The organism is Mycolicibacter engbaekii (assembly GCF_002101585.1).
GTDB classification, from domain to species: Bacteria; Actinomycetota; Actinomycetes; order Mycobacteriales; family Mycobacteriaceae; genus Mycobacterium; species Mycobacterium engbaekii.
In genome coordinates, this window is the sequence record NZ_LQOT01000042.1 from 25,095 (window position 1) to 45,287 (window position 20,193).

Here is a 20,193-nt window from a genome sequence, read left to right on the forward strand (position 1 = left end):
CGGTCAGCTCTCGGCTCGAATCCGCCGGGCGACTGCACCGTAACGCTCCAGACGCTCGGGGTCGCCGAGAGCGTTGTACAGCACCAGGCGGGTCGCCGTCTGGCCGTACTTGTCGATCAGCTTGTCCGCCAAACCATCCCAGGTCGATTCGGTCGCAAAGCGGGCAAGGTGCTCGTCGGTGATCTGCGCTGCCATGCCCGCGAAGTCGCCGGCCTTCTGCCTTTCGCGAATGCGCGCCGTGGTGCCCTCGAATCCGGCCTCATCCCAGATGAAGGCGTAGTTCGGTGTGCTGCCGTAGAAGCTCAAACTGGCCCGCACGAGCTCGCGTTCTTTGTGCCGCTCTTCATCGGTGTCGCCGACGATGGTCATCGCAGGCACGATGAGGGCGATCTCCGACGGGCGACGCCCAGCCTTCTCGGCTCCTTCGGCCACCTTCGGCACCACGTGACGCGCAAGGTAGCCGGGCTCCCCCAGCGGATGGACATGCACGCCGTCGGCCACTTCGCCGGCCATCCGCAACATCCACGGGCCCACCGCCGCGATGTCGACACAGGGATCGGCTACCTCGATGGGGCCGGGACTCCACTGCGGCGTAATGAAATCGAGGTCGTAGAACTGCCCGTGGTGATCCAGCTTGCCGGTTCGGAAGGCGGCAAAGCAGGCCTTGACCGCAAGCACGTAGTCGCGCAGCCGGGGACCGGGATGATCGAACGCCGCACCGTAGCGCCGCACCACGTGCGTGCGCACCTGGGTGCCCAGACCGAGCCGGAATCTGCCGCCGGTGGCCTCCTGCAGTTCCCACGCCGTCTGCGCGGTGACGAACGGGCTGCGCGGAAACGCCACCGCCACTCCGGTCGCCAGCTCGAGACCGGGCGCGGCCTGCGAGGCGACCGCGGCGGTGAGGTATGCGGTGCGCCCGGCCTCGGTGAACAGCAGACCCGAGAACCCGGCCGCCTGGGTGTTACGGGCCAGCTCGGCGGCGCTTCCCAGTGGCTGCGGAAGGGCCATGACGTCGATGTGCATCAGCAGAGACTACGTGGCAGGTCCGGTTCGCCGGGGCTACTTGCGGCTCGCGGCGGGCTGCCGGTCACGCCGTCGCCGGCCTGTAACGTGGCGGAGGTGAAATCCCCTCGGATGTCTTTGTCGCTCGCCCTGTCTGCCGCTGTCGCAGCGCTGATGCTGCCCTTCTTTCCGGCGGGCACGGCCGCGGCGGCCGACACCTGCCCGACCGCGGCGCCGGCGAGCGGCGGAACCGCGGAGTGGACGCTTGCCGGCGCCACCGGCAGCGTCGCCGTCACCGGCTCCACCGACACCACCGCCCCCCGGATAGACGTGACGGCGCCGTTCAGCGTCACCTCGACCCAGGTGCACACCCTGCGGGCCGGCAGCGGTCCGGTGGTGGCGGACACCGCCACGGTGTCGGTCTGCTACCTGGGCGTCAACGGGCGCGACGGGTCGGTGTTCGACAGCAGCTATCAGCGCGGCGTCCCGGCCGACTTCCCGCTCACCGGGGTGGTGCCCGGATTCCAGAAGGCGATCGCAGGCCAAACGGTCGGATCAACCGTGGCCGTGGCGATGACCTCTGCCGACGGTTACCCCGAGGGCCAGCCCCGCGCCGGAATCCGGCCCGGTGACACCCTGGTGTTCGCCATCAAGATCCTGGGCGTATCCGGCTGATCGGCGCCGCCGGCCCGCGCCTGACGCGCCGGCCCCGCATATGGGGCTGTATTACATTGTCCGCCAATTGAATTCAGTGTCATTGCCAGGAACCGTTGCGATCCGGTAGCGTGCGCTCATGACCGATCGAAATCGCCGTTTCGTCCTGCGTGAGCGGCCCTCGGGCCGCATCGGCCCGGGAACGTTCGAACTCAGCGAACAACCGGTGCCGGAGATCGGCGACGGCGAGGCGCTGGTCCGGGTCGACTGGATCTCCCTGGACCCGACCAACCGGATGTGGATCAACGACACTCCGTCCTACCTGCCGCCGGTCGGCATCGGAGAGGTGATGCGTGCCGGCGGCCTGGGCGTGGTGGTCGCGTCGAACAACGCGAGATATCCGGTCGGTCAGACCGTGCAGGGCTTGACGGGCTGGCAGGAGTACGTTGTCGTCTCCGACGCGATGCCGCTGGTCCCGGTCGACGTCGCCGAAGGCGTCTCCCCCAGCACCTACCTGGGCGCGCTCGGCATGACCGGCCTGACGGCATGGGTCGGGATCCGCGATATCGGCAAGCCGCGCGCGGGCGAGACCGTCGTCGTCTCCGCCGCCGCCGGCGCGGTCGGCTCGGTGGCCGGTCAGCTCGCCAAGGCCGGCGGGGCACGTGTCGTCGGGATCGCCGGCGGACCGGAGAAGTGCGCGCTGCTGACCGATCGGCTGGGTTTCGACGCGGCGGTGGACTACCGCGCCGACGACTGGGCCGGCCAGCTTGCCGCAGCGACCCCCGACGGTATCGACGTCGACTTCGAGAACGTCGGCGGCGACATCATGGATGCGGTGTTCGCGCGGCTCAACGTCGGAGCCCGGATCGCCCTGTGCGGCCTGATCTCCGGCTACAACTCGGCAGACCCGCCGCCCGGGCCGCGCGCATTCGGCAACCTGCTGATCCAGCGGGCAACCCTGCAGGGCTTCATCGTGCTCGATCACTTCGGTCGCGCCGCCGAGGCCGGCGGCGAGATCGCCGGGCTGATCGCCGCGGGCAGGCTCACCCCGCTCGAGACCGTGGTCGAGGGCTTCGACCAGCTGCCGACCGCCATCAACATGCTCTTCGACGGCAAGAACGTCGGCAAACTCGTGGTGAAGACCTCCGGATAACCGAGGGCCCCGCCGCGGCCGGCCGGGCTGTAGCCTGACCCAGGTGAATTCGCGTAAATCTCGCTGCGTCGCACTCGCGGGCGCCGCCGGCATGGCCGTGCTGCTGGCCGCGTGTGGCGGTTCGGACAGCACGACGTCGACGTCGAAGACCTCGTCGGTGACCGACCTGTTCATGCCCCCGGGCGGCGAGACGGTGACCGCCTGCCCCGCCACCCCGCCGGCCGAGGATGTGGCACCGGAGTGGACGCTCAAAGGCGCCACCGGCAGTGTCGCGGTCACCGGCTCCACCGACTCCGCCGCGCCCCGGGTGGCGGTGACGGGACCGTTCACGGTGACCCGCACCGAAGTGCACACCTTGCACGCCGGCCAGGGCCGCGTCGTCGGGGACCATGCCACGGTCTCGGTCTGCTACATGGGCGTCAACGGCCGCGACGGGTCGGTGTTCGACAGCAGCTACGAGCGGGGCAGGCCGGTCGACTTCGGACTCGACCGGGTGGTCCCGGGATTCCAGAAGGCCATCGCAGGCCAGACGGTCGGCTCCACGGTGGCGGTCGCCATGGTCCCCGCGGACGGCTATCCGCAGGGCCAGCCCAGTGCCGGCATCCTGCCGGGCGACACGCTCGTCTTCGCGATCAAGATCCTCAACGCCTCGCGCTGACCCCCATGGAGTCGACCCGGGTGGATCGGTGGCTGTGGGCGGTGCGGCTGACCAAGACCCGGCCGGACGCAGCCGCGGCGTGCCGCGGCGGGCATGTGCGCGTCAACGACCGCCCGGCCAAACCGGCGACGACGGTCTGTCCCGGTGACGTGGTGCGGGCGCAGATCGGCGATCGCAGCCGGACCGTCGAGGTGCTGCGGGTGATTCAGAAGCGGGTGGGTGCCGCGGACGCGGTGACCTGCTATCTGGATCGGACGCCCCCACCGGTCTCGGTGACGCCGGTCGCCGCACGCGAGCGCGGCGCCGGACGCCCGACAAAACGCGACCGCCGGGTGCTGGACAAGTGGCGGGCCCAGCAACGCTGAGGCGTCACTGCGGGTGGGCGGCCAGATACTGCTCGACGGGAATCCGCGTCGAGGACGCATAGCCGATCGGCAGCAGCAGATCGCCGGCGGTGGTGCGGTAATAGGTGTCCCAGCGGTAGTAGCTGGCGAACCCGGCCGGATCGCCCCCGATGACCGCGGCGTAGTCGTTGACCGCCTGCACGTAGTGGTCGGAGTGGTTGTAACCCCAGATCGCCCGGTCCCTGTTGGTGGCAAATCCGTTGGCAGCCAACAGCCGACCCGCCGCCATGATGCTGTCACGGGGCGAGTGGATGTCGCCCCCATTGCCGTAGGCCGCAAACGTCGACGGTAGGAACTGCATCGGCCCCTGGGCGGCGTCATCGCTGACCCCGTTGATGCGGCCGAAGCCGGTCTCCACGAAATTGATCGCCGCCAGGTAGTTCCACGGCACCCCGGACGCCGCCTCGGACGCCCGGTAGCTTTCCAGCAGCTCGTTGGCCGGCACCGGCGGAACCACCCGCCACGCCGGCATGGTGGTCTTCGGATCGGTCAACGCCATGAGATGCCGGCGAGCGTCGATGTTGCGGTCGTAGACCGCCAGCAACGCCGCCGGGACCCGGGGGCGGGCGATCGCATCCCACTCCGGGTGTGCGCCGAGAGTGCGGTAGGCGACCTGCTGGCGCCGGGCCGCAACGGCCAGCACCTGCTCCGGCGACGACGGGTTGCGCAACGCCTGGTCCGCGGCCACCAGGTCGGCGACCACCGCGACCGGATCCGGGCCCGGTGCGGCGCCGGCGGGCAGCGCCGCCGTCACCGCACCTGCCAGGGCCACCACCAGCACCACGACCACGCGCCACAACCGATCCGCCATGCCGTTCATCTTCGCCCCTGCACCGCCGGGAAGCGCGCAGGGCAGCCGCGCGGAGCGTCCGCGCCGTGTTAGAACTTGTTCCGCTTTGCGCCCGAACCACGTCATCGGTGCTGGTCACTTCCCGTGGGGGCCGAACTAGTGACTGTTACATTGAGGGCCGTTCAGCGCACCCCGTCAAGGAAGAGGACGCATATGACCACCAGCGTGACGACCGATGTCGTCATCGTCGGGTACGGGGCGGCCGGCACCACGGCCGCCATCACCGCCCGCGAACTGGGCGCCGACGTCATCGCGGTGGACCGCGCCAACGGTGGCGGGGCCACCGCGATCTCCGGCGGCATCATCTATGCCGGCGGTGGGACGTCGGTCCAGCGCGCCGCCGGGGTCCACGACACCGCCGAGCAGATGCTGGACTACCTGCGCCTGGAGGTCGGCGACGCGGTGCAGCCCGAAACGTTGCAGCGCTTCGTCGACGGCAGCCCGGAGATGATCGACTGGCTGCAGGCTCACGGTGTGCCGTTCAACCCCGGACTGTGCCCGTACAAGACGTCTTTTCCCAACAACCGCTACTACCTCTACCACTCGGGCAGTGAGAACGCAGGTGCGTTCCGCTCCCAGACCCCGCCGGTGCAGCGCGGCCACCGCGCCTACGGCAAAGGCACCTCCGGCAAGCAGATCTATGCGCCCCTGGCCGAATCGGCCCGCCGCCTGGGCGTCGACTTCCGCCCGCACACCACCGTCACCGACCTGCTGCAGGACCCGTCCGGCCGGGTGATCGGGGTGCGGGCCACCACCATGGGGCAGGCGCCGCGCCGCATCCAGCGCCGTTATGCCCGGTTGGCTGCGCTGTCGTCGAAACCCGGCGTCTACTTCCCACCCCTGCGCGCCGCCATGGACCGCCGCCTGGAGAAGCTGCAGAAGCGCTACGGCCAGACCATCGAGATCACCGCGCGGCGCGGGGTGATCATCTGCGCCGGGGGCTTCATCGCCAACACCGAGTGGCGCAAACGCTATGCCCCCGAGTTCGACGGCGGCCTGCCGCTGGGAACCAGCGGCGACGACGGAAGCGGTATCGCCCTGGCCTGCAGCGCCGGCGCGGTGACCGACCGGATGGACAACGTCTCGGTGTGGAAGTTCATCACACCCCCGAGTGCGTTCATCTCGGCGATCATCGTCGACGCCGACGGCCGGCGGGTGATCGACGAGTCGCGTTACGGCGCCGCGGTCGGGCAGGCCATGGTGAAGAACCACCGCAGCCAGGGCTGGATTCTGGCCGACGCCGCGCTGATGTCGGAGGCGCGGCGCCAGCTGCTCACGCAGACTCTGTGGTTCCAGCGCGCTCAGGGCGCCTCGCTGATCTTCGGCGGCGCGGTGCGCGGCGCCACGCTGGCCGAGGTGGCTCGGGCCGCCGGGATCGACCCGGAGGGCTTGGCCGCCACCGTCGCCGCGCACAACGAGGCGATCGACTCCGGCACCGAAGATCCAGCCGGCAAACCCGCGGATTTCTGCCGCCGTATCGACCAGGCACCGTTCACGCTGATGGACATCTCCGTGCGGCCCCACGTGCTACGGCCCACCCCGATGCTCACCCTGGGCGGTGTCCGGGTCGCCGAGGACACCGGTGCGGTCATCGACGCCGACAGGGCTCCGATTCCCGGGCTCTACAGCGCCGGGCGCACGGCCATCGGCGTCGCCTCCAACTCCTATGTCAGCGGACTGTCGATCGCGGACTGCGTGTTCGCCGGCCGCCGCGCCGGTGCCAGCGCGGCCGCGCAATCCCGCTAGGAGGTAAGCCCAGCCGCTGAAGCCACGATCCAGGCCAGCTCGGGATAGAAGATGTCGCTGTGCGCGCCGGCCGGCGGACCACCCTTGGTCACTTTCGACGAGGCATCCACATTGAGGATGGCCCCCTTGGCGAAGGAGTACCGGGTCCGGACTGCGCCGATCGGCTCGGTGGGTGCCGCATAGGCGCCCAGCGAACCGATGGCGCGCCACCGGCCCAGCGGATCATCGTCGATGCCGGCACTGTCGTCGCCGGCGGCGGCCGAGGCCAGCGGGTACATCACGCCCAGGGCCATGTCGTGGCTGGAATAACAGACCGTCAGCGGTCCGTCGACGCGGGACAGTCGGCCGGCCAGTGCGCCACCGGGGTGCGGGGACGAGAACGGGAGCCGGTCGAGGAAGGCGAAGCGGGAGAAGGCACCTTCGAGCAGCGTGACCGACTTGACCGGCGACGGCGTGGTGGTCGGTCCGCCGGCCAACGCAAACGACACCACCCGGGCACCGAAACTATGGCCCACCAAATGGATTCGCAAATCCGGAAATCGGTCGGCAATGCGTCCCAGCAGGGGGCCCAGGCCACGTTCGCCGACAACCCCGGCACGGTTCTTCATCTGCCAGTAGGTCAGCTGGCGCAGCGCCTGCTTGGCGCCCAGCCACAGCTTCCTGATGTTGTCGCCCAGACCGGCGCCGCCACCCCCGCCCCCATCGCTGATGTCGATGCCCGCCTCGGTGAGCGCGTCGGCGAAGCTCTCGAAGACGTCGTCGGCGCGCTTGTCGTCGGCCAACATGCCCGGCCGGGTGGGGTCGGCGGTTTCGGCCTCGCCGTCGTCGAACCCGGCCCGCACCTTGTCGCTGAATGTGCGCATGGCCGCGAACATCTCGTCGCGTTGGTCCTGGCTGGGCTCCGTCGCCAGCAGTGCGGTCAGTTCGTTGAGCTCGGCGGCCCCCGATGGGAACAGGGCGACGAGGTCGGCCACCTGTTGTGGGCTCAGAGTCGGGTCGGCATCGAACGTCGTGGCGGTGTCGGTCAATCCAGCGCCCCCGGCCGCCGCGGCACCGGGCGTGGGGTCGAAGTCCGGAATTGGTTCGTCGCGCCACATCGCCGAAGGCCAGCGGATGCCCAGGAAACCGATGGTGCGGCCAGCGCCGAGTTGCTTATCCAGCAGGGCGCACCATCGCTGGTACAGCGAGGCGGCTGTCGCCTCGTCGTTGTTCCAGCCGTGGCTGAAGATCACCAGATCGGCAACGTCGGCGGCCTCGAGTTGTTCCAGGAATTGCCTCTCCCCGTCCGGGGAGACATCTCCGCGGTCATCGAATGACAACGCCCAGGGGGCGGTGGCGGTGTTGGTCATTGCGGTTCCCCTTCCCCGATGTCACCTTGTTTGCAGTGCACGCATGAGGTCGACCAGACCGGCGCCCTGGAAGCTCGGATCGCGATTGAGCGACGTCGCGGACGAGGTGAAGATGCGCTTGACCTCGTCGGGCCTCCCCACGAACTCACGCTGTACGGAAAGAAACGCCGCGATGGCACCGGACACGTGCGGGGCGGCCATGCTGGTGCCGCTGTCCTGGATGTACACCGCTGCGCCGTCGAGCCCCTCGAAGTTGGCTCGCTGGATTCTGGCGAGGTTCTCGCCGGCCGCAGCCGAAGTGATCAGCTCGCCCGGTGCCACCAGGTCGGGTTTGGGGCGGCCGTCGCCGGTCGGCCCGCGCGAGGAGAAGTAGGAAATCCCGTTGGTGTGGGGCGAATCCCGGTGCGTTGAGCCAACCGTGATGGCCAAGTCGGCGTTACCCGGATCGTTGATCGTGACGGCGGCGCTGAACTGGTTTACATCAGACTTCCGGACATTGAGTTTGACGTAACCGGAGTTTCCGGCCGCCACCACCACGACGACGCCGGTGCGGACCAACCGGTTCACCTCCAGGCACAGCGGGCTCTGTCCGCAGGCGAACCACTCCGCCAGAAAGTCATAGCCCAGGCTGAGATTGACGCCGTGGATTCTGCTCAGCTTGCCGGTGTCGCCGTTCGTCTCGCGGATGTAGGCCAGCGCCTGGATAACCCGGGCAGTCCGGGTCGTGAGATCGCCCAGGCCGCCGAGGACCTTCAGGCTGACCAATTTTGCGCGCGGCGCAACGCCGTTGAGCGCTTCGAGCTCCACCGGCCGCGGTGACAGGATCGGGTCGGCGCCGGCCACGGCCCCGTTGTTGCGCCGCCTCTCGACGGCGATCGCGTGGGGCTCGCCGCTTTTGGGCTTCCACCGGGCCAGGCCGCCGGCGATGATGCCGGCCACGTGCGTTCCGTGTCCGTCGTCATCGATGAGCGCGGCGGCGGGGTCTTTGCTGCCGGAGACGAAGTCACGATGCAGGTCTGCCACCGACGGATCATCGAGGGTGCGCTCACCCTCGAAGTGCGGGTGGGTTTCGGCGATCCCGGAATCGATCACCGCCCAGACGATGCCCTCGCCGAAGGCGGCGAACGACCATTGCGCGGGTACCGCCTTGACCGTCGCGGTGGAGACATCGATCTGGCGGTGCACCTCGAAGTCGGGCCAGATGCGATAGATCGCCCGGTAGGGCCAGTCACCGGCAGCGGAGTCGGCGGTCGCGATGTTCGCCATCTGCGCCGGCGTCAGTTCCCCGGACAGGTATTGATCGGCTATCACGCTCGGTTTGCCCTGCGCCCCAACCAGTGTCCACAGGTACTCGACCCGGGCAATCGCCGCGCCCAAGCCGCCGGGGATCGGTGGTTCTGCACCAATCCCGTAGCGCAGATTCAGCTCGACCATGACCGGTTCGGCTTCGGGCTGCTCCTTGTCGACGAATCCCGGCGTCGATGACGTGAATGAGGAGGTGGCCGGGTAGCGGTCGAGGTCCCCGTCGTGTCCCACTGGCGGCCGAAGCTTTGGGCGCAGTGGCGCGGTCACAACCCCGGGCTGCAACAGGTCGGGTGGCGCAGGCGCCGTTTCGACCGTCGGTGCGGGCGCCGCGGCCAACAGCGCACCGAGCTGGCACGCGGTGTCGTAGTGCTTCCGACCGGCAGCGGTGGTGTGTAGCGCGCCCTTGAGCCGGCGCAGGTATTTCTGCGTTGTCAGCGCTTTGACGGTCTGGTCGACCCACCGCTCCCACGACGGCCGGTCGCCGTCATAGAGCCGGTCGGTGGGCAGGAATGCTGCAGCGAATTTGGCGCCCACCGCCTCCTTGACTCGCGTGACAGTGGCCGGGACCTCCACCCTCTCCAACTCGCGCACTGCGCACATCACCCTTGCCGCCCAGGCGATTTCGGGCGGCGGCGGCTCCAGTTCGCTGAATTCCGGAGGATCGGTCATGGCGCGGCGTCACCCTGACGGTTCATCCGTGCCGAGCAGAGTGCCATGTCCCACCCCTGATGCTGAGCGCTACGCAGGCGATACAGCTACCGTGTCTGCAACTTACTCCGCCGTTATGCCCGGGCACCAGACATTCGTGGACTCACCGCTTCGCCGCCCCGCCGGGGGCCTCCTCGATGAGCCTGCGGAATCGTGCCGCCGCAACGGTCGCCGCGCCCGCGGTGGTGACGCGCTGCACCAGGGCACTGTCGGAGGTCACCACGGTGATGTCCTGCGGCCGGTCGTCAGAGCGGACCAGCCGCACGATCTCGTCATCGGCGGAGTTGGCGCCGGAGCGCGGAGCCGCCGCGATGGTGATGACATCCGATGCGATCGGCGGGACAGGCGGCTTTTCGAAGACCACGGTGACCTGTCGGCCTTGCCCAGCCGCCCAGCGTTCCAGCTGGCGGGTCAGGCGGACCATCGCGCCGTGGCGGTCTTTCCACCACCCGTCCGGCCGCACACCGATGACGTTCATCGCATCGACGATCCACCGCATCATTGCGACGGTACGGTGCAGCCAGTGCACCGCGCTACGCCGCGGCGACACCCGAAGCGATGAGGAGGACCCGCGCCGATGAACCTGGTCACCTACGAATGCCACGACCACATCGCGACCATCACCCTGAACCGGCCGGAGGCCCGCAACGCCATCAACGGGGCGATGCGCACCGACCTCAATGCCGCCTGGGACCGCTTCCGCGCCGACGAGGACGCCTGGGTCGGGATCCTCACCGCCGCCGGCGACGTGTTCTGCGCCGGGGCCGATCTCAAGGACCCGGCGGGCGCGGTCGGCACCTTTGCCGGCACCTTCTGGGAAAAGCCCACGATCAACTCGTTCGAGAGCGGCATGGAGCTTTTCAAGCCGACCATCGCCGCGGTACACGGCCCCTGCATCGGCTACGGACTGACCGGCGTGTTGTTCTGCGACTTCGTCATCGCCAGCACCGATGCGGTGTTTCGCTACCCGGAGGTCGGCATCGGGGTGCCCACCATCGTCGGGGCCATCCGGCTGCCCCAGCGGGTGGGCTGGGCCAACGCCATGGAACTGCTGCTGACCGCAGAGCCGATGAGCGCCCAGCGTGCCCACGAGGTCGGCCTGGTGTGGAAACTGGTCGAGCCGCAGGACCTCCACGACACCGCCCTGGCCTGGGCGCGCACCCTGACCAAGGCCGCTCCCCTGGCCCAGCGGGCCACCAAGGAGGTGGCGTGGCGCAGCCCCGACATGAGCTGGATCGATTCCGTGCGGTTCGGCGAGACCATGCGCAAGGTGGCCGGGGCCACCGAGGATGTCGCCGAGGGCCTACAGGCCTGGCGGGAACAGCGCCCGCCGCGGTGGCGGGGGCGCTGAACCGCCGGGTCTCAGGCCTCGGCCAGCGCCGCCAGAGCCGCGTCGTAGTTCGGCTCCTGGCCGATCTCCGGCACCAGCTCGGTGTAGGCGACGTTGCCGTCCGCGCCGATCACCACGATGGCGCGGCCCAGCAGTCCGGCCAGCGGGCCATCGGTGATGGTGATCCCGTAGTCGGCACCGAAACTGGACCGGAAGGCCGAGGCGCTGGTGACGTTGTCGATGCCCTCGGCGCCGCAGAAGCGCTTCAGTGCGAACGGCAGGTCGTTGGAGACGGCCAGCACGGCGCCGGCGGCGGCGGCCCGCTCGTTGAAGGTCCGCACGCTGGTCGCACAGACCGGGGTGTCGACCGACGGGAAGATGTTCAGCAGGACCGGCTTGCCGGCGAACTGCCCACTGTCCACGACACCCAGGTCGGTTCCGGTCAGGCTGAAGGCCGGTGCTGCCGACCCGACAGCCGGCAACTCGCCGACGGTGTTGATCTGGTTTCCCTTTAACGTGATCTGCGCCATGGCAACAGTCTGCCAAGCCCCGCACCCGGCGTCCACGGCGGGCCGCAGTCTGGGTTCAGTGCCCGGCGGCCACCGGCTCGGGCTCGGCTTCCGGCTCCCGGATCGGCGGGACGGTTGCCGCGGCCGCCACGCTCAGGCCGGCGACGGCGAAGCACAGCGCGGCGTACCACAGCGAGCCGATCGGGTCGCCGTCCGCGGTCTGCCCGCCCACCGCACCGAAGTAGGCCGGCAGGGCGCTCAGCCACAGCACCCCCATGACGGCCAGATACACCGCGGCGAAGCGGAGCATCAGCGGATTGCGGTAGCGGCCCTCGGCGAGGGGGTTCAGCCGCTGCTGCCGCCACTGGCGGACCATGACCGGCACCGCCACCACGACAATCGCCAAAAGTTCTACCGCGTAGCCGATCCCGATCAGGCGACCGCCCGTCGCGGCGCCCAGCAGGGTGGCCGGCGCAGGCAGGATGCCGGTACCGAGCGAGGCCAGGACCCCGATGGCCACCGTCCGCCCCACGAGTTGCAGTCCGCGCACTGTCTTGCCCTGGTCGACCTGACGCCCGACGAACAGCTGCACGCACAACGCCAGCGAAGCCGGCCACAGCGCGGCGAACACCACCACGCTGCCCATCGGCACCGAGGTGAACAGGGGCAGGTTGAGGGGGTTGTCCACCGACCACTCCCACCAGCGCAGCTGCGGGCCCAGGTGGTCGAAGATCTCGTAGAAGGCGTGGTGCACGAAGCCCACGCAGATGGCCCCGACGACGGCGCCGTAGCGTCGGAACACCCCCAGGGTCCGGACGATCTCGAAGGAGATGGTGGCCATCATCGGGTAGATCGCGACGATGTAGAGCGGCAGCCGGCCCCAGAGGAATTCGACGCTGAAAAGGTTGTGCGCGAACATCGTGTCGACATGGTCGGCGATCCCGAACGCCCCGGGGAAGTACAGCGGCGGTTCGATGATCAGCAGGTAGGCGATCGCCCCGAACCACAGCGCCAGGTTGGTGGCGTCGCCGCGGCGGTACCGCGCGATCGCGTAGATCAGGGCCAGCACCGCTCCGGCGATCACGGTGATCTCCAGTACCGGCAGCGTCCAATTCTCCAGCTGCAGCGGGTTGCGGAATTCCAGCAGGCCGCCGGCCTGGCCGCACGAGAAGCCCAGCGACTCGGCAAGGCCCTCGAACGTCGGGGTACACAGGTCGGGCATCAGGCGCTCTTCTCTTCCGCGGTGTACCACTTGGTCACGTCGTAGCCGTCGTCGTAGCGGGCGAACCACTCGTTGGCCAGCGCCGGGATCTTCTCGTGAGCCGGCTTGTGATTGGGCAACTGGCTGCGGATGATACCGGTTACCGCGGTAGCCATTTCACGTTTCGGCAGATGTTTGAAGGCGTCCTCGATGGGGCCCTGATCTGCCGGCCAGCCGAACGGCACCCGTCGCCGCCAGGCCTGCTTGGCGCGGTAGGTGCTGAACAGTGACAGCGCGTCGACTCGGCGGTCCTCCACCGGGATATGGCGGTTGAAGCCCTCGCATGCCACCTTGATCACGCTCATCACGTGCTTGAAGATCGACGGCGCCATCCGCATCCGGTACCACGGGTCGTTGATGACGTGGTCGTAGATGATCAGCGCCGAGCTGCGGTGCTCGACCTCTTCGACGAAGTGCCACAAGAACAACGAGGCCACCCGGTCGTCGCCCGGCGCGAACAGGGTGTCGTCGTGGTCGAGCATCAGCTTGAAGACCGGGGTGAAGGTGGCCTCGAGGTCGGCGGTGTAGGCCAGCCGATAGTCCAGGGACTTTTCCGCCGACATCTTGTCGAACATGGCGTTGCAGGCATCGACGGTCTCTTTGAGCCCCGGATAGGCCTTCACCAGCGCTTTGGCATGACCGCGGTGGGCCATGGAGTGTTGACCCTCCTGCCGCACGAAGGCATCGGCCTCTGCGGCCACGGCGGGGTCGGTGATGCGTGGCATCGCTTCGGCGATCATGCCGCCGATCATCTTCTCGAAGCCGATCGCCAGCAGCGAGACCGCGTTGGCCATCGACGAGAACGCCGGATTGGCCTCGTTCCACAGGAACGGCACCGGGTGCTCGGCGAAAGCGAACCGCAACTTGCGCACGATCAGGTCGGTCATCGCTACCTCAGCTCAAAACATACGACGGGACGCTTGCGCGTATGATTGTTCGGTGCATTGCGGTTGTCAAGCAGGTCGCTGATGGCCCGGCGGCGCGGTTGGGGCGGAAACCCGCCGCACACCGATGAGGAGGCCAGCCGGCGAATCATCGCCGCCGCCGTCGAACTGGTCGCCGAGACCGGGTCGGCGGTGTCGCTGGCCGAGGTGGCCGGATCGCTCGGGGTGATCCGGCAGACGGTGTACCGCTACTTCCCCACCGCCGACGCGCTGATGCGGGCGGTGGCCATCGCCTCCGTCGACGACTTCCTCGACCGGCTCACCGCCCACGTGCACGGCATCGGGGATCCGGCCGACGCGCTCACCGAAGGCGTGCTCTACACCCTGGACGCGGTCGCCCACTCCCCGCATCTTGGCGCCATGTTGTCGTCGTCGTCGGCGCACAACCGGGAGATGGCGTCGGCCGAGGCCCGCGCGTTCGGCATGCGGATGATCGAGAGGTTCGACGTCGACTGGGCGGAGCACGGCTACGACGAGGCCGCCCTGCGCGAACTCGTCGAGTTCACCCTGCGGATCATGCTCTCGTTCGTCGTGGCCCCCAACGACCCCGATCGCTCCGCCGAGGACCTGCGCCGCTTCCTGCGCCGGTGGCTCGGCGAAGCCGTCGCCGCCCAACGCGGCCGCCCCGCTCCGTAACCCACTTCACATACCCCGGCGGGCATTTTCGCGCCTCGTTATATACCCTACGGGGTATCGTATTGACCATTGATTCGGGTCAGAGTGAATTCGGAGGTCGCCACCATGCTCACAATCGCCAAGCGGGCCTGGGTGCCGGTGGTCGTCGCCCTGGCCGCGCTCGCCGGGACCGTTGCGGTGGTCAACCTGCGCGGTGCCTTCGGATCAGACGAGATATTCCGCTGGGACGGCAGCGGCTCCCGGCCGATCGCATCGATCAACGAGAAGCGGATCGTCTACGAGATCTTCGGCCCCGACGGCAGTACCGGCGGGGTCAGCTACCTCAACGAGCAGACCCAGCCCGTCGAGGCACGGTTCACCCAACTGCCCTGGACGTACACGATCACCACCACGAGTCCGGCCGTGATCGGCAACGTGGTCGCTCAGGGCGACGGCGACAGCATCGGCTGCCGCATCACCGTCAACGGCGCGATCAAAGATGAGCACCTGGCCACCGGGCACCACGCCCAGGTCTTCTGTCTGGTCAAAGCCGCATGAACGCGCACGGCAATCCCCGCCCCGCATATATGCGCCTGGTCCGCCTGCTGGCGTGGCCGCTGATCATCTTCTGGTTTTTGCTCACCCTCGGGCTCAACGTGCTGGTGCCGCCGATCGAATCGGTCGCGCGCGAGCACGCGGTCACGATGTCGCCCCAGGACGCGCCCTCGTTGATGGCCGCAAAACACATCGGCGCGACGTTCGAGGAATTCGACTCCGACTCGATGGTCATGCTGGTGATCGAGGGCGAGAACAAACTCGGGCCCGACGCCCACCGTTACTACGACACGTTGATCGAGAAACTGTCCGCCGACCACGAACACGTTCAGCACGTCGCTGACCTGTGGGGCGATCCGATCACCGCCGCCGGGGTGCAAAGCGCCGACGGCAAAGCCGCCTACGCCCAGATCAACACCGCCGGCGACCAGGGCAGCACCCTGGGCAACGAATCGGTCGATGCGGTGCGCAAGATCGTGGCCTCGGTGCCGGCGCCGGAGGAGGTCCGGGCCTACGTCACCGGGCAGGCGGCGCTGACCACCGACATGACCGAGGCCGCCGACAAGTCGATGCTCAAGATGATGGCCGTCACCGGGGTGGTCATCATCATCATGCTGGCCATCGTCTACCGTTCCGCGGCCACCGTCGCCTTGGCCCTGGTGATGGTCGGTTTCGAGATGGGAACCGCGCGCGGCCTGGTTGCCCTGCTGGGAAACCTTGGCCTGCTGGGATTTTCCACCTTCGTGGTGGCGATGCTGTCGTCGCTGGCGATCGCGGCCGGGACCGACTACGCGATATTTCTGATCGGTCGCTACCACGAGGCGCGCAACGCCGGCGAGGACCGCGAAACCGCGTGGTATTCGATGTTCCGGGGCACCTGGCACGTGATCCTGGGCTCGGGACTGACGATCGCCGGCGCGTCGCTGTGTCTGCATTTCGCCCGGCTGTCCTACTTCAAGGCGCTCGGCATCCCGTCGGCGCTGGGTCTGCTGGTGGTGATCGCCGGTGCGCTGACCGTCGCCCCGGCCGTCGTCGCCGTCGCCGCCCCCCTGCTGGACCCCAAGCGGGTCGAGGGGCGCGGCTGGCGGCGCATCGGTACCGCCAACGTCCGCTGGCCGGGCGCGGTGTTCGTGGCCGCCCTGCTGGTCACGCTCGCCGGCATGCTCGCGGTTCCGGGGATGAAGATCAGCTACAACGACCGCCACTACATTCCGGCCGACCTGCCGGCGAACGTCGGCTACGACGCAGCCGAACGCCACTTCAGCGCCGCCCGCATGAATCCGGACGTCCTCATGGTCGAAAGCGACCACGACCTGCGCAACCCCGCCGACATGATCATCTTGGACCGGATCGCCAAGAACATGTTCCGCACCCGCGGGGTGGAGCGGGTGCAGAGCATCACGCGGCCCCTGGGCAGCCCGATCGACCACACCTCGATTCCGTTTCAGATCAGCATGCAGGCCGTCCCGATCCAGGAGAACCTGCAGTTCATGAACGACCGGCTCGCGGACATGCTCACCATGAGCGACGACCTGGGCGCCACAATCGCCTCGATGACCCGCTTGCGCGAGCTGGTCACCCGGATGAGCGGGACCACCGGCCGGATGTCGGCCGACATGGCCGACATCACCGCCACGGTCGACGAAATCCGCGATCACATTGCCGATTTCGACGATGTGGCCCGCCCGGTCCGCAACTATTTCTACTGGGAGCAGCACTGCTTCAACATCCCGGTGTGCCACGCGGTGCGCTCGGTGTTCGATGCCTATGACGGCATGGACCAGTTCAGCGAGAAGATGCGGCCGCTGCTCAGCGACATCAACGACATCCAGGCGGTGATGCCGCAGATCGTCGAGCAGTTCGCCCCGATGATCGCGGTCGCCGAGTCCATGCGGGCCAGCCTGCAGAGCATGCACTCGAGCTTCTCCGGGCTGGTGAACCAGATGGCGCGGATGACCGACACGGCCAGCGAGATGGGCCGGGCGTTCGACGCCTCCAAGTCCGACGACTACTTCTATCTGCCGCCGGAGGCCTTCGACAACCCGGACTTCCAGAAGGGCTTGGAGCTGTTCATCTCACCCGATGGAACCGCTGCCCGCTTCATCGTCACCTACGACGCCGACCCGGCCACCCCCAAGGGCATTTCGTTCGTGGACCCGATGCTCGCCGCGGCCCACGACGCCGTCAAGGGAACACCGCTGACCGACGCGAAGTTCTACCTGACCGGAACCGCCGCGGTGTACAAGGACATCCAGGCCGGCTCGGCATATGACATCCTGATCGTCGGGGTGGCGGCGGTGACCCTGATCTTCATCGTGATGCTGTTGATCACCCGCGCGCTGGTCGCCTCCGCGGTGATCGTCGGCACCGTCCTGCTGTCGTTGAGCGCGGCCTTCGGTCTGACGGTGCTGGTGTGGCAACACCTCTTCGGGCTGCCACTGAACTGGATCGCGCCGGTGTTCGGCGTCATCATCCTGCTGGCGGTGGGCTCGGACTACAACCTGCTGCTGGTCTCCCGATTCCAGGAGGAGATCGGCGCCGGCATCAAGACCGGCATCATCCGCTCGATCGGCGGAACCGGGTCGGTGGTGACCGCAGCGGGCCTGGTGTTCGCCTTCACCATGATGTCGATGGCGGCCAGCGACCTGTATTCCATCGGCCAGGCGGGCAGCACCATCGGACTCGGGCTGCTGTTCGACACCCTGATCGTGCGGTCGTTCCTGACACCGTCGGTCGCCGCCCTGCTCGGCCCGTGGTTCTGGTGGCCCCAGAAAGTCCCGGCCCGGCCGCCGGCGTCCGCGCAACGACCGTAGGATCCGCGGCGTCAACGCACGCCGAGGGTGCCCGCCAGATACTGCCGGCGGCACGCGGTGCGGCCGAGCTTCCCGCTGGTGGTGCGCGGAATCGCGCCGGCGGGGACGAACCGCACCTCGGCGTCCACGCCGTGCACCCGCCGGACCTCGGCCCGGATGGCCGCAATCGCCGGTGCCGGGTCTTTGCGGCCGGTGCCGGTCGCCCGTTCGGCGACGATCACCAGGCGATCGGTGGGCACGGCGAACGCGACGACGTAGCCGCTGCGCACCATCGGCGAGGCGTGCGCCACCGTGTTCTCGATGTCTTGCGGGTAGTGCCCGCGTCCGCCGAGGGTGATCAGGTCTACCGTCCGCCCGGTCACGTAGAGCTCACCGTCGAGGTAGAAGCCCAGGTCGCCGGTGCGCAGCCAATCAGCGTCGGCCGGGGTGGTCCCGGCATGGCTGCCGCGCGCGAGCCGGGACCGCAGCCGGGCGCCGAACGCCTGCCGGGTCTCCTCGGGCCGGCCCCAGTAGCCGGCGGTGACGTTGTCGCCGTGCAGCCAGATCTCGCCGACGCTGCCGTCGGGCAGCTCGGCGCCGGCGTCGACGATGACCGCGGCCAGGCTGCGGGCGACCTGCCCGCAGGAGACCTGACCCAGCGCACCCGGGTCGTCGGCGGCCACCGGCGCGGCACGTCCGGCACCGAGTTGCTCCCGGTCCAGGTACAGCACGCTCGGCTCGGCCTCGGGGGCGATGGTGGCCACGAACAGCGTGGCCTCGGCGATGCCGTAGGACGGCTTGATGGCGGTGGACGGCAGACCGTAGGGCGCGAACGCCGCACTGAAGGCGGTGATCGCCGCCATGCTCACCGGCTCCGACCCGATGATCATCACCACCCGCGACAGGTCGATGTCGGCGCCCGGTGCGGGCAGGCCGCGCGCCGCGGTCAGCTCATAGGCGAAATTCGGTGCCGCGGTCACGACCCGGCCCCGGCGGGAGGCGTCCGAGAGGGCGGCAATCCAGCGCTGCGGGCGGCGGATGAACGCCGTCGGCGAGATCAGGGTGGAGTGGCCGCCATAGACCGCTGGGAAGCCGATCATCGACAAGCCCATGTCGTGATAGAGCGGTAGCCAGCTGAGCCCATGGGTGTTGCGGTCCAGCATGTCGATCGACAGGATCATCTGCAGCAGGTTGGTGCCCACCGATCGATGGGTGACCCGCACACCGATCGGCGGCCGGGTGGTACCCGAGGTGTACTGCAGGTGCGACACCCCGTCGACGTCGATGGGCACCGGCACGAATGCCTGCCCGGCCGAGTCCGGGATCTCATCCAGCACCACCACCCGGGGCCGCAACGACTGCGGCAGCCTGCCCAGAAACGCCTCGACGGCCGCACGCGCCGCAGACGTGGTCAACGCCACCGTGGGGGTGCAGTCGGCCAGGGCGGTCTCGAGCCGCTCGGCGTGCCCCGGCAGCTCCGGAGCGAACAGCGGCACCGCGACGGTGCCGCACTTGATCGCGGCGTAGAACCCGGTGATGTAATCCAGGCCCTGCGGCGCGAGAATCGCCACCCGGTCACCGGCAACGGTCAGCTCCTGCAGGCGGGCGCCGATGGCACGCAGGCGCTGACCGAGTTGCGCCCAGGTCAGTTCCAGCGCCCTGCCGCCCTCTTCCGGACCGGCATAGTCGAGGTAGCGGAAGGCCACCGCGCCGCCCACGGTGGCGATATTGCGGGCGATCATCGAGATCAGCGTGTCGCCCGGCGGCAGGACGATCCCGCCGTCGGCGTCCAGACACTCCTCGATCTGCACCAGCCCACTTCGGGGCGCGCAACGCTGCGACTGCACCATGCCCGCAGTCTAGGGTTTGCGCGCCCTCTGTCACGAGTCCAAAGGCGGCCCCACACAACCGCGTTCACCGCAGCCGGTCAGGGGGACGGTTCGCGTAGCGCCAGGCTGATGAACACGTAGCCCATACAGATCAACAGATTGAGCGCGGCGATCATCAGGCCAGCCATGATCAGTGCGTTCATCACGCGTCTCCGGTTACGCCGTGCCCTGGCCAGCCGCTGCTCATGCTGGAGTTCGGTAGCCGCGAGCGCGAACGCGACGTCGACCGATTCCCTCGACGCCAGCGGTGCGCCGACCGCCATCTCACGTAACCGAGCAGGCGGAATCCGGACCCCCACCGCGGCGAACCGCCGACTCATCCGTCGCGCCGCCCAGCGGCCGGTCGTGCCTGGCCGCGACGGCGGTTGCCACTGCTGTGCCCACCGATCCGACGGGGACGTCATAGCGCTTGAGCTTAGCCACGTCGGTTCACGAATCCGAGGGCTTCGGCGGGGTTCCGCGGCACCGA

The 20,193-nt window shown here is 68.7% G+C and carries 19 protein-coding genes; 9 read left to right on the forward strand and 10 right to left on the reverse strand.

From position 1 onward, the window contains the following. Nucleotides 1-3 precede the first annotated feature (3 nt). A complete protein-coding gene (locus AWC02_RS12910) occupies nucleotides 4-1,023 on the reverse strand; it encodes a TIGR03617 family F420-dependent LLM class oxidoreductase (RefSeq protein WP_085129156.1) in 1,020 nt (339 codons plus the stop codon). Between the two features lie 111 nt (nucleotides 1,024-1,134). Between AWC02_RS12910 and AWC02_RS12915 the strand changes: the two genes are divergently transcribed. The 4 genes from AWC02_RS12915 to AWC02_RS12930 all read left to right on the forward strand — a co-directional run bounded on the left by AWC02_RS12915 (nucleotide 1,135) and on the right by AWC02_RS12930 (nucleotide 3,832). Beyond that, complete coding sequence (locus AWC02_RS12915; protein ID WP_085129157.1) at nucleotides 1,135-1,677, forward strand: FKBP-type peptidyl-prolyl cis-trans isomerase; 543 nt, start codon at nucleotides 1,135-1,137, stop codon at nucleotides 1,675-1,677. Nucleotides 1,678-1,795: 118 nt separating this feature from the next. Then, nucleotides 1,796-2,809 carry an NADP-dependent oxidoreductase gene (locus AWC02_RS12920; protein WP_085129158.1) on the forward strand — a complete coding sequence of 338 codons (1,014 nt, stop codon included), beginning with the start codon at nucleotides 1,796-1,798 and terminating at the stop codon, nucleotides 2,807-2,809. A 91-nt stretch (nucleotides 2,810-2,900) separates the two neighbouring features. After that, a complete protein-coding gene (locus AWC02_RS12925; RefSeq protein ID WP_085129159.1) occupies nucleotides 2,901-3,467 on the forward strand; it encodes an FKBP-type peptidyl-prolyl cis-trans isomerase in 567 nt (188 codons plus the stop codon). Nucleotides 3,468-3,472: 5 nt separating this feature from the next. After that, a complete protein-coding gene (locus tag AWC02_RS12930; protein ID WP_085129160.1) occupies nucleotides 3,473-3,832 on the forward strand; it encodes an RNA-binding S4 domain-containing protein in 360 nt (119 codons plus the stop codon). A 4-nt stretch (nucleotides 3,833-3,836) separates the two neighbouring features. Here AWC02_RS12930 and AWC02_RS12935 read toward each other — a convergent pair whose 3' ends face one another. Then, entirely contained in the window at nucleotides 3,837-4,682 is an 846-nt protein-coding gene (locus tag AWC02_RS12935; protein ID WP_085129255.1) for a lytic transglycosylase domain-containing protein, read from the reverse strand. A gap of 192 nt (nucleotides 4,683-4,874) precedes the next feature. On the opposite strand from AWC02_RS12935, the gene AWC02_RS12940 reads away from it, so the two are divergent. Then, the gene (locus AWC02_RS12940) at nucleotides 4,875-6,467 is read left to right on the forward strand and encodes an FAD-binding protein (protein ID WP_085129161.1); all 1,593 of its coding nucleotides are present in this window, start codon (nucleotides 4,875-4,877) and stop codon (nucleotides 6,465-6,467) included. On the opposite strand, the gene AWC02_RS12945 is transcribed toward AWC02_RS12940, so the two are convergent. The 3 genes from AWC02_RS12945 to AWC02_RS12955 form a co-directional block, all read right to left on the reverse strand. Next, nucleotides 6,464-7,816 carry an alpha/beta fold hydrolase gene (locus AWC02_RS12945; RefSeq protein ID WP_085129162.1) on the reverse strand — a complete coding sequence of 451 codons (1,353 nt, stop codon included), beginning with the start codon at nucleotides 7,814-7,816 and terminating at the stop codon, nucleotides 6,464-6,466. The two genes, AWC02_RS12940 and AWC02_RS12945, sit on opposite strands and share 4 nt — an antisense overlap. A 21-nt stretch (nucleotides 7,817-7,837) precedes the next feature. Beyond that, on the reverse strand, nucleotides 7,838-9,790 hold the full coding sequence (locus AWC02_RS12950; RefSeq protein WP_085129163.1) for a S8 family peptidase: 1,953 nt from the start codon (nucleotides 9,788-9,790) through the stop codon (nucleotides 7,838-7,840). 142 nt (nucleotides 9,791-9,932) lie between these two features. Further along, nucleotides 9,933-10,328, reverse strand: a complete 396-nt coding sequence (locus AWC02_RS12955) for an NYN domain-containing protein (protein ID WP_085129256.1) — start codon at nucleotides 10,326-10,328, stop codon at nucleotides 9,933-9,935. A gap of 78 nt (nucleotides 10,329-10,406) precedes the next feature. Here AWC02_RS12955 and AWC02_RS12960 point away from each other — a divergent pair, with 78 nt between their 5' ends. Next, nucleotides 10,407-11,180 carry an enoyl-CoA hydratase/isomerase family protein gene (locus tag AWC02_RS12960; RefSeq protein WP_085129164.1) on the forward strand — a complete coding sequence of 258 codons (774 nt, stop codon included), beginning with the start codon at nucleotides 10,407-10,409 and terminating at the stop codon, nucleotides 11,178-11,180. 11 nt (nucleotides 11,181-11,191) lie between these two features. On the opposite strand, the gene tpx is transcribed toward AWC02_RS12960, so the two are convergent. The 3 genes from tpx to AWC02_RS12975 are packed head-to-tail and all read right to left on the reverse strand — an operon-like array spanning nucleotide 11,192 to nucleotide 13,816. Then, nucleotides 11,192-11,689: a thiol peroxidase gene (gene tpx, locus AWC02_RS12965; protein WP_085129165.1), complete on the reverse strand. Its 498-nt coding sequence runs from the start codon at nucleotides 11,687-11,689 to the stop codon at nucleotides 11,192-11,194. Nucleotides 11,690-11,744: 55 nt separating this feature from the next. Next, nucleotides 11,745-12,890, reverse strand: a complete 1,146-nt coding sequence (locus AWC02_RS12970; protein ID WP_085129166.1) for a hypothetical protein — start codon at nucleotides 12,888-12,890, stop codon at nucleotides 11,745-11,747. Next, complete coding sequence (locus AWC02_RS12975; protein WP_085129167.1) at nucleotides 12,890-13,816, reverse strand: metal-dependent hydrolase; 927 nt, start codon at nucleotides 13,814-13,816, stop codon at nucleotides 12,890-12,892. Before AWC02_RS12975 ends, AWC02_RS12970 begins: the two co-directional genes overlap by 1 nt. An 81-nt stretch (nucleotides 13,817-13,897) precedes the next feature. Here AWC02_RS12975 and AWC02_RS12980 point away from each other — a divergent pair, with 81 nt between their 5' ends. The 3 genes from AWC02_RS12980 (at nucleotide 13,898) to AWC02_RS12990 (ending at nucleotide 17,856) form a co-directional block, all read left to right on the forward strand. Then, the gene (locus AWC02_RS12980; protein WP_085129168.1) at nucleotides 13,898-14,509 is read left to right on the forward strand and encodes a TetR/AcrR family transcriptional regulator; all 612 of its coding nucleotides are present in this window, start codon (nucleotides 13,898-13,900) and stop codon (nucleotides 14,507-14,509) included. Between the two features lie 105 nt (nucleotides 14,510-14,614). Further along, entirely contained in the window at nucleotides 14,615-15,046 is a 432-nt protein-coding gene (locus AWC02_RS12985) for an MmpS family transport accessory protein (protein ID WP_085129257.1), read from the forward strand. Further along, nucleotides 15,043-17,856 carry an MMPL/RND family transporter gene (locus AWC02_RS12990; RefSeq protein WP_085129169.1) on the forward strand — a complete coding sequence of 938 codons (2,814 nt, stop codon included), beginning with the start codon at nucleotides 15,043-15,045 and terminating at the stop codon, nucleotides 17,854-17,856. The genes AWC02_RS12985 and AWC02_RS12990 overlap by 4 nt, the downstream gene beginning before the upstream one ends. Before the next feature lie 11 nt (nucleotides 17,857-17,867). Here the strand turns inward: AWC02_RS12990 and AWC02_RS12995 are convergent, their stop codons facing one another. Then, the gene (locus AWC02_RS12995; protein ID WP_085129170.1) at nucleotides 17,868-19,685 is read right to left on the reverse strand and encodes a fatty acyl-AMP ligase; all 1,818 of its coding nucleotides are present in this window, start codon (nucleotides 19,683-19,685) and stop codon (nucleotides 17,868-17,870) included. 77 nt (nucleotides 19,686-19,762) lie between these two features. Next, nucleotides 19,763-19,987 (reverse strand): hypothetical protein, encoded by a 225-nt coding sequence (locus AWC02_RS13000; protein WP_237160459.1) that lies wholly within the window; start codon nucleotides 19,985-19,987, stop codon nucleotides 19,763-19,765. Between the last annotated feature and the right edge of the window lie 206 nt (nucleotides 19,988-20,193).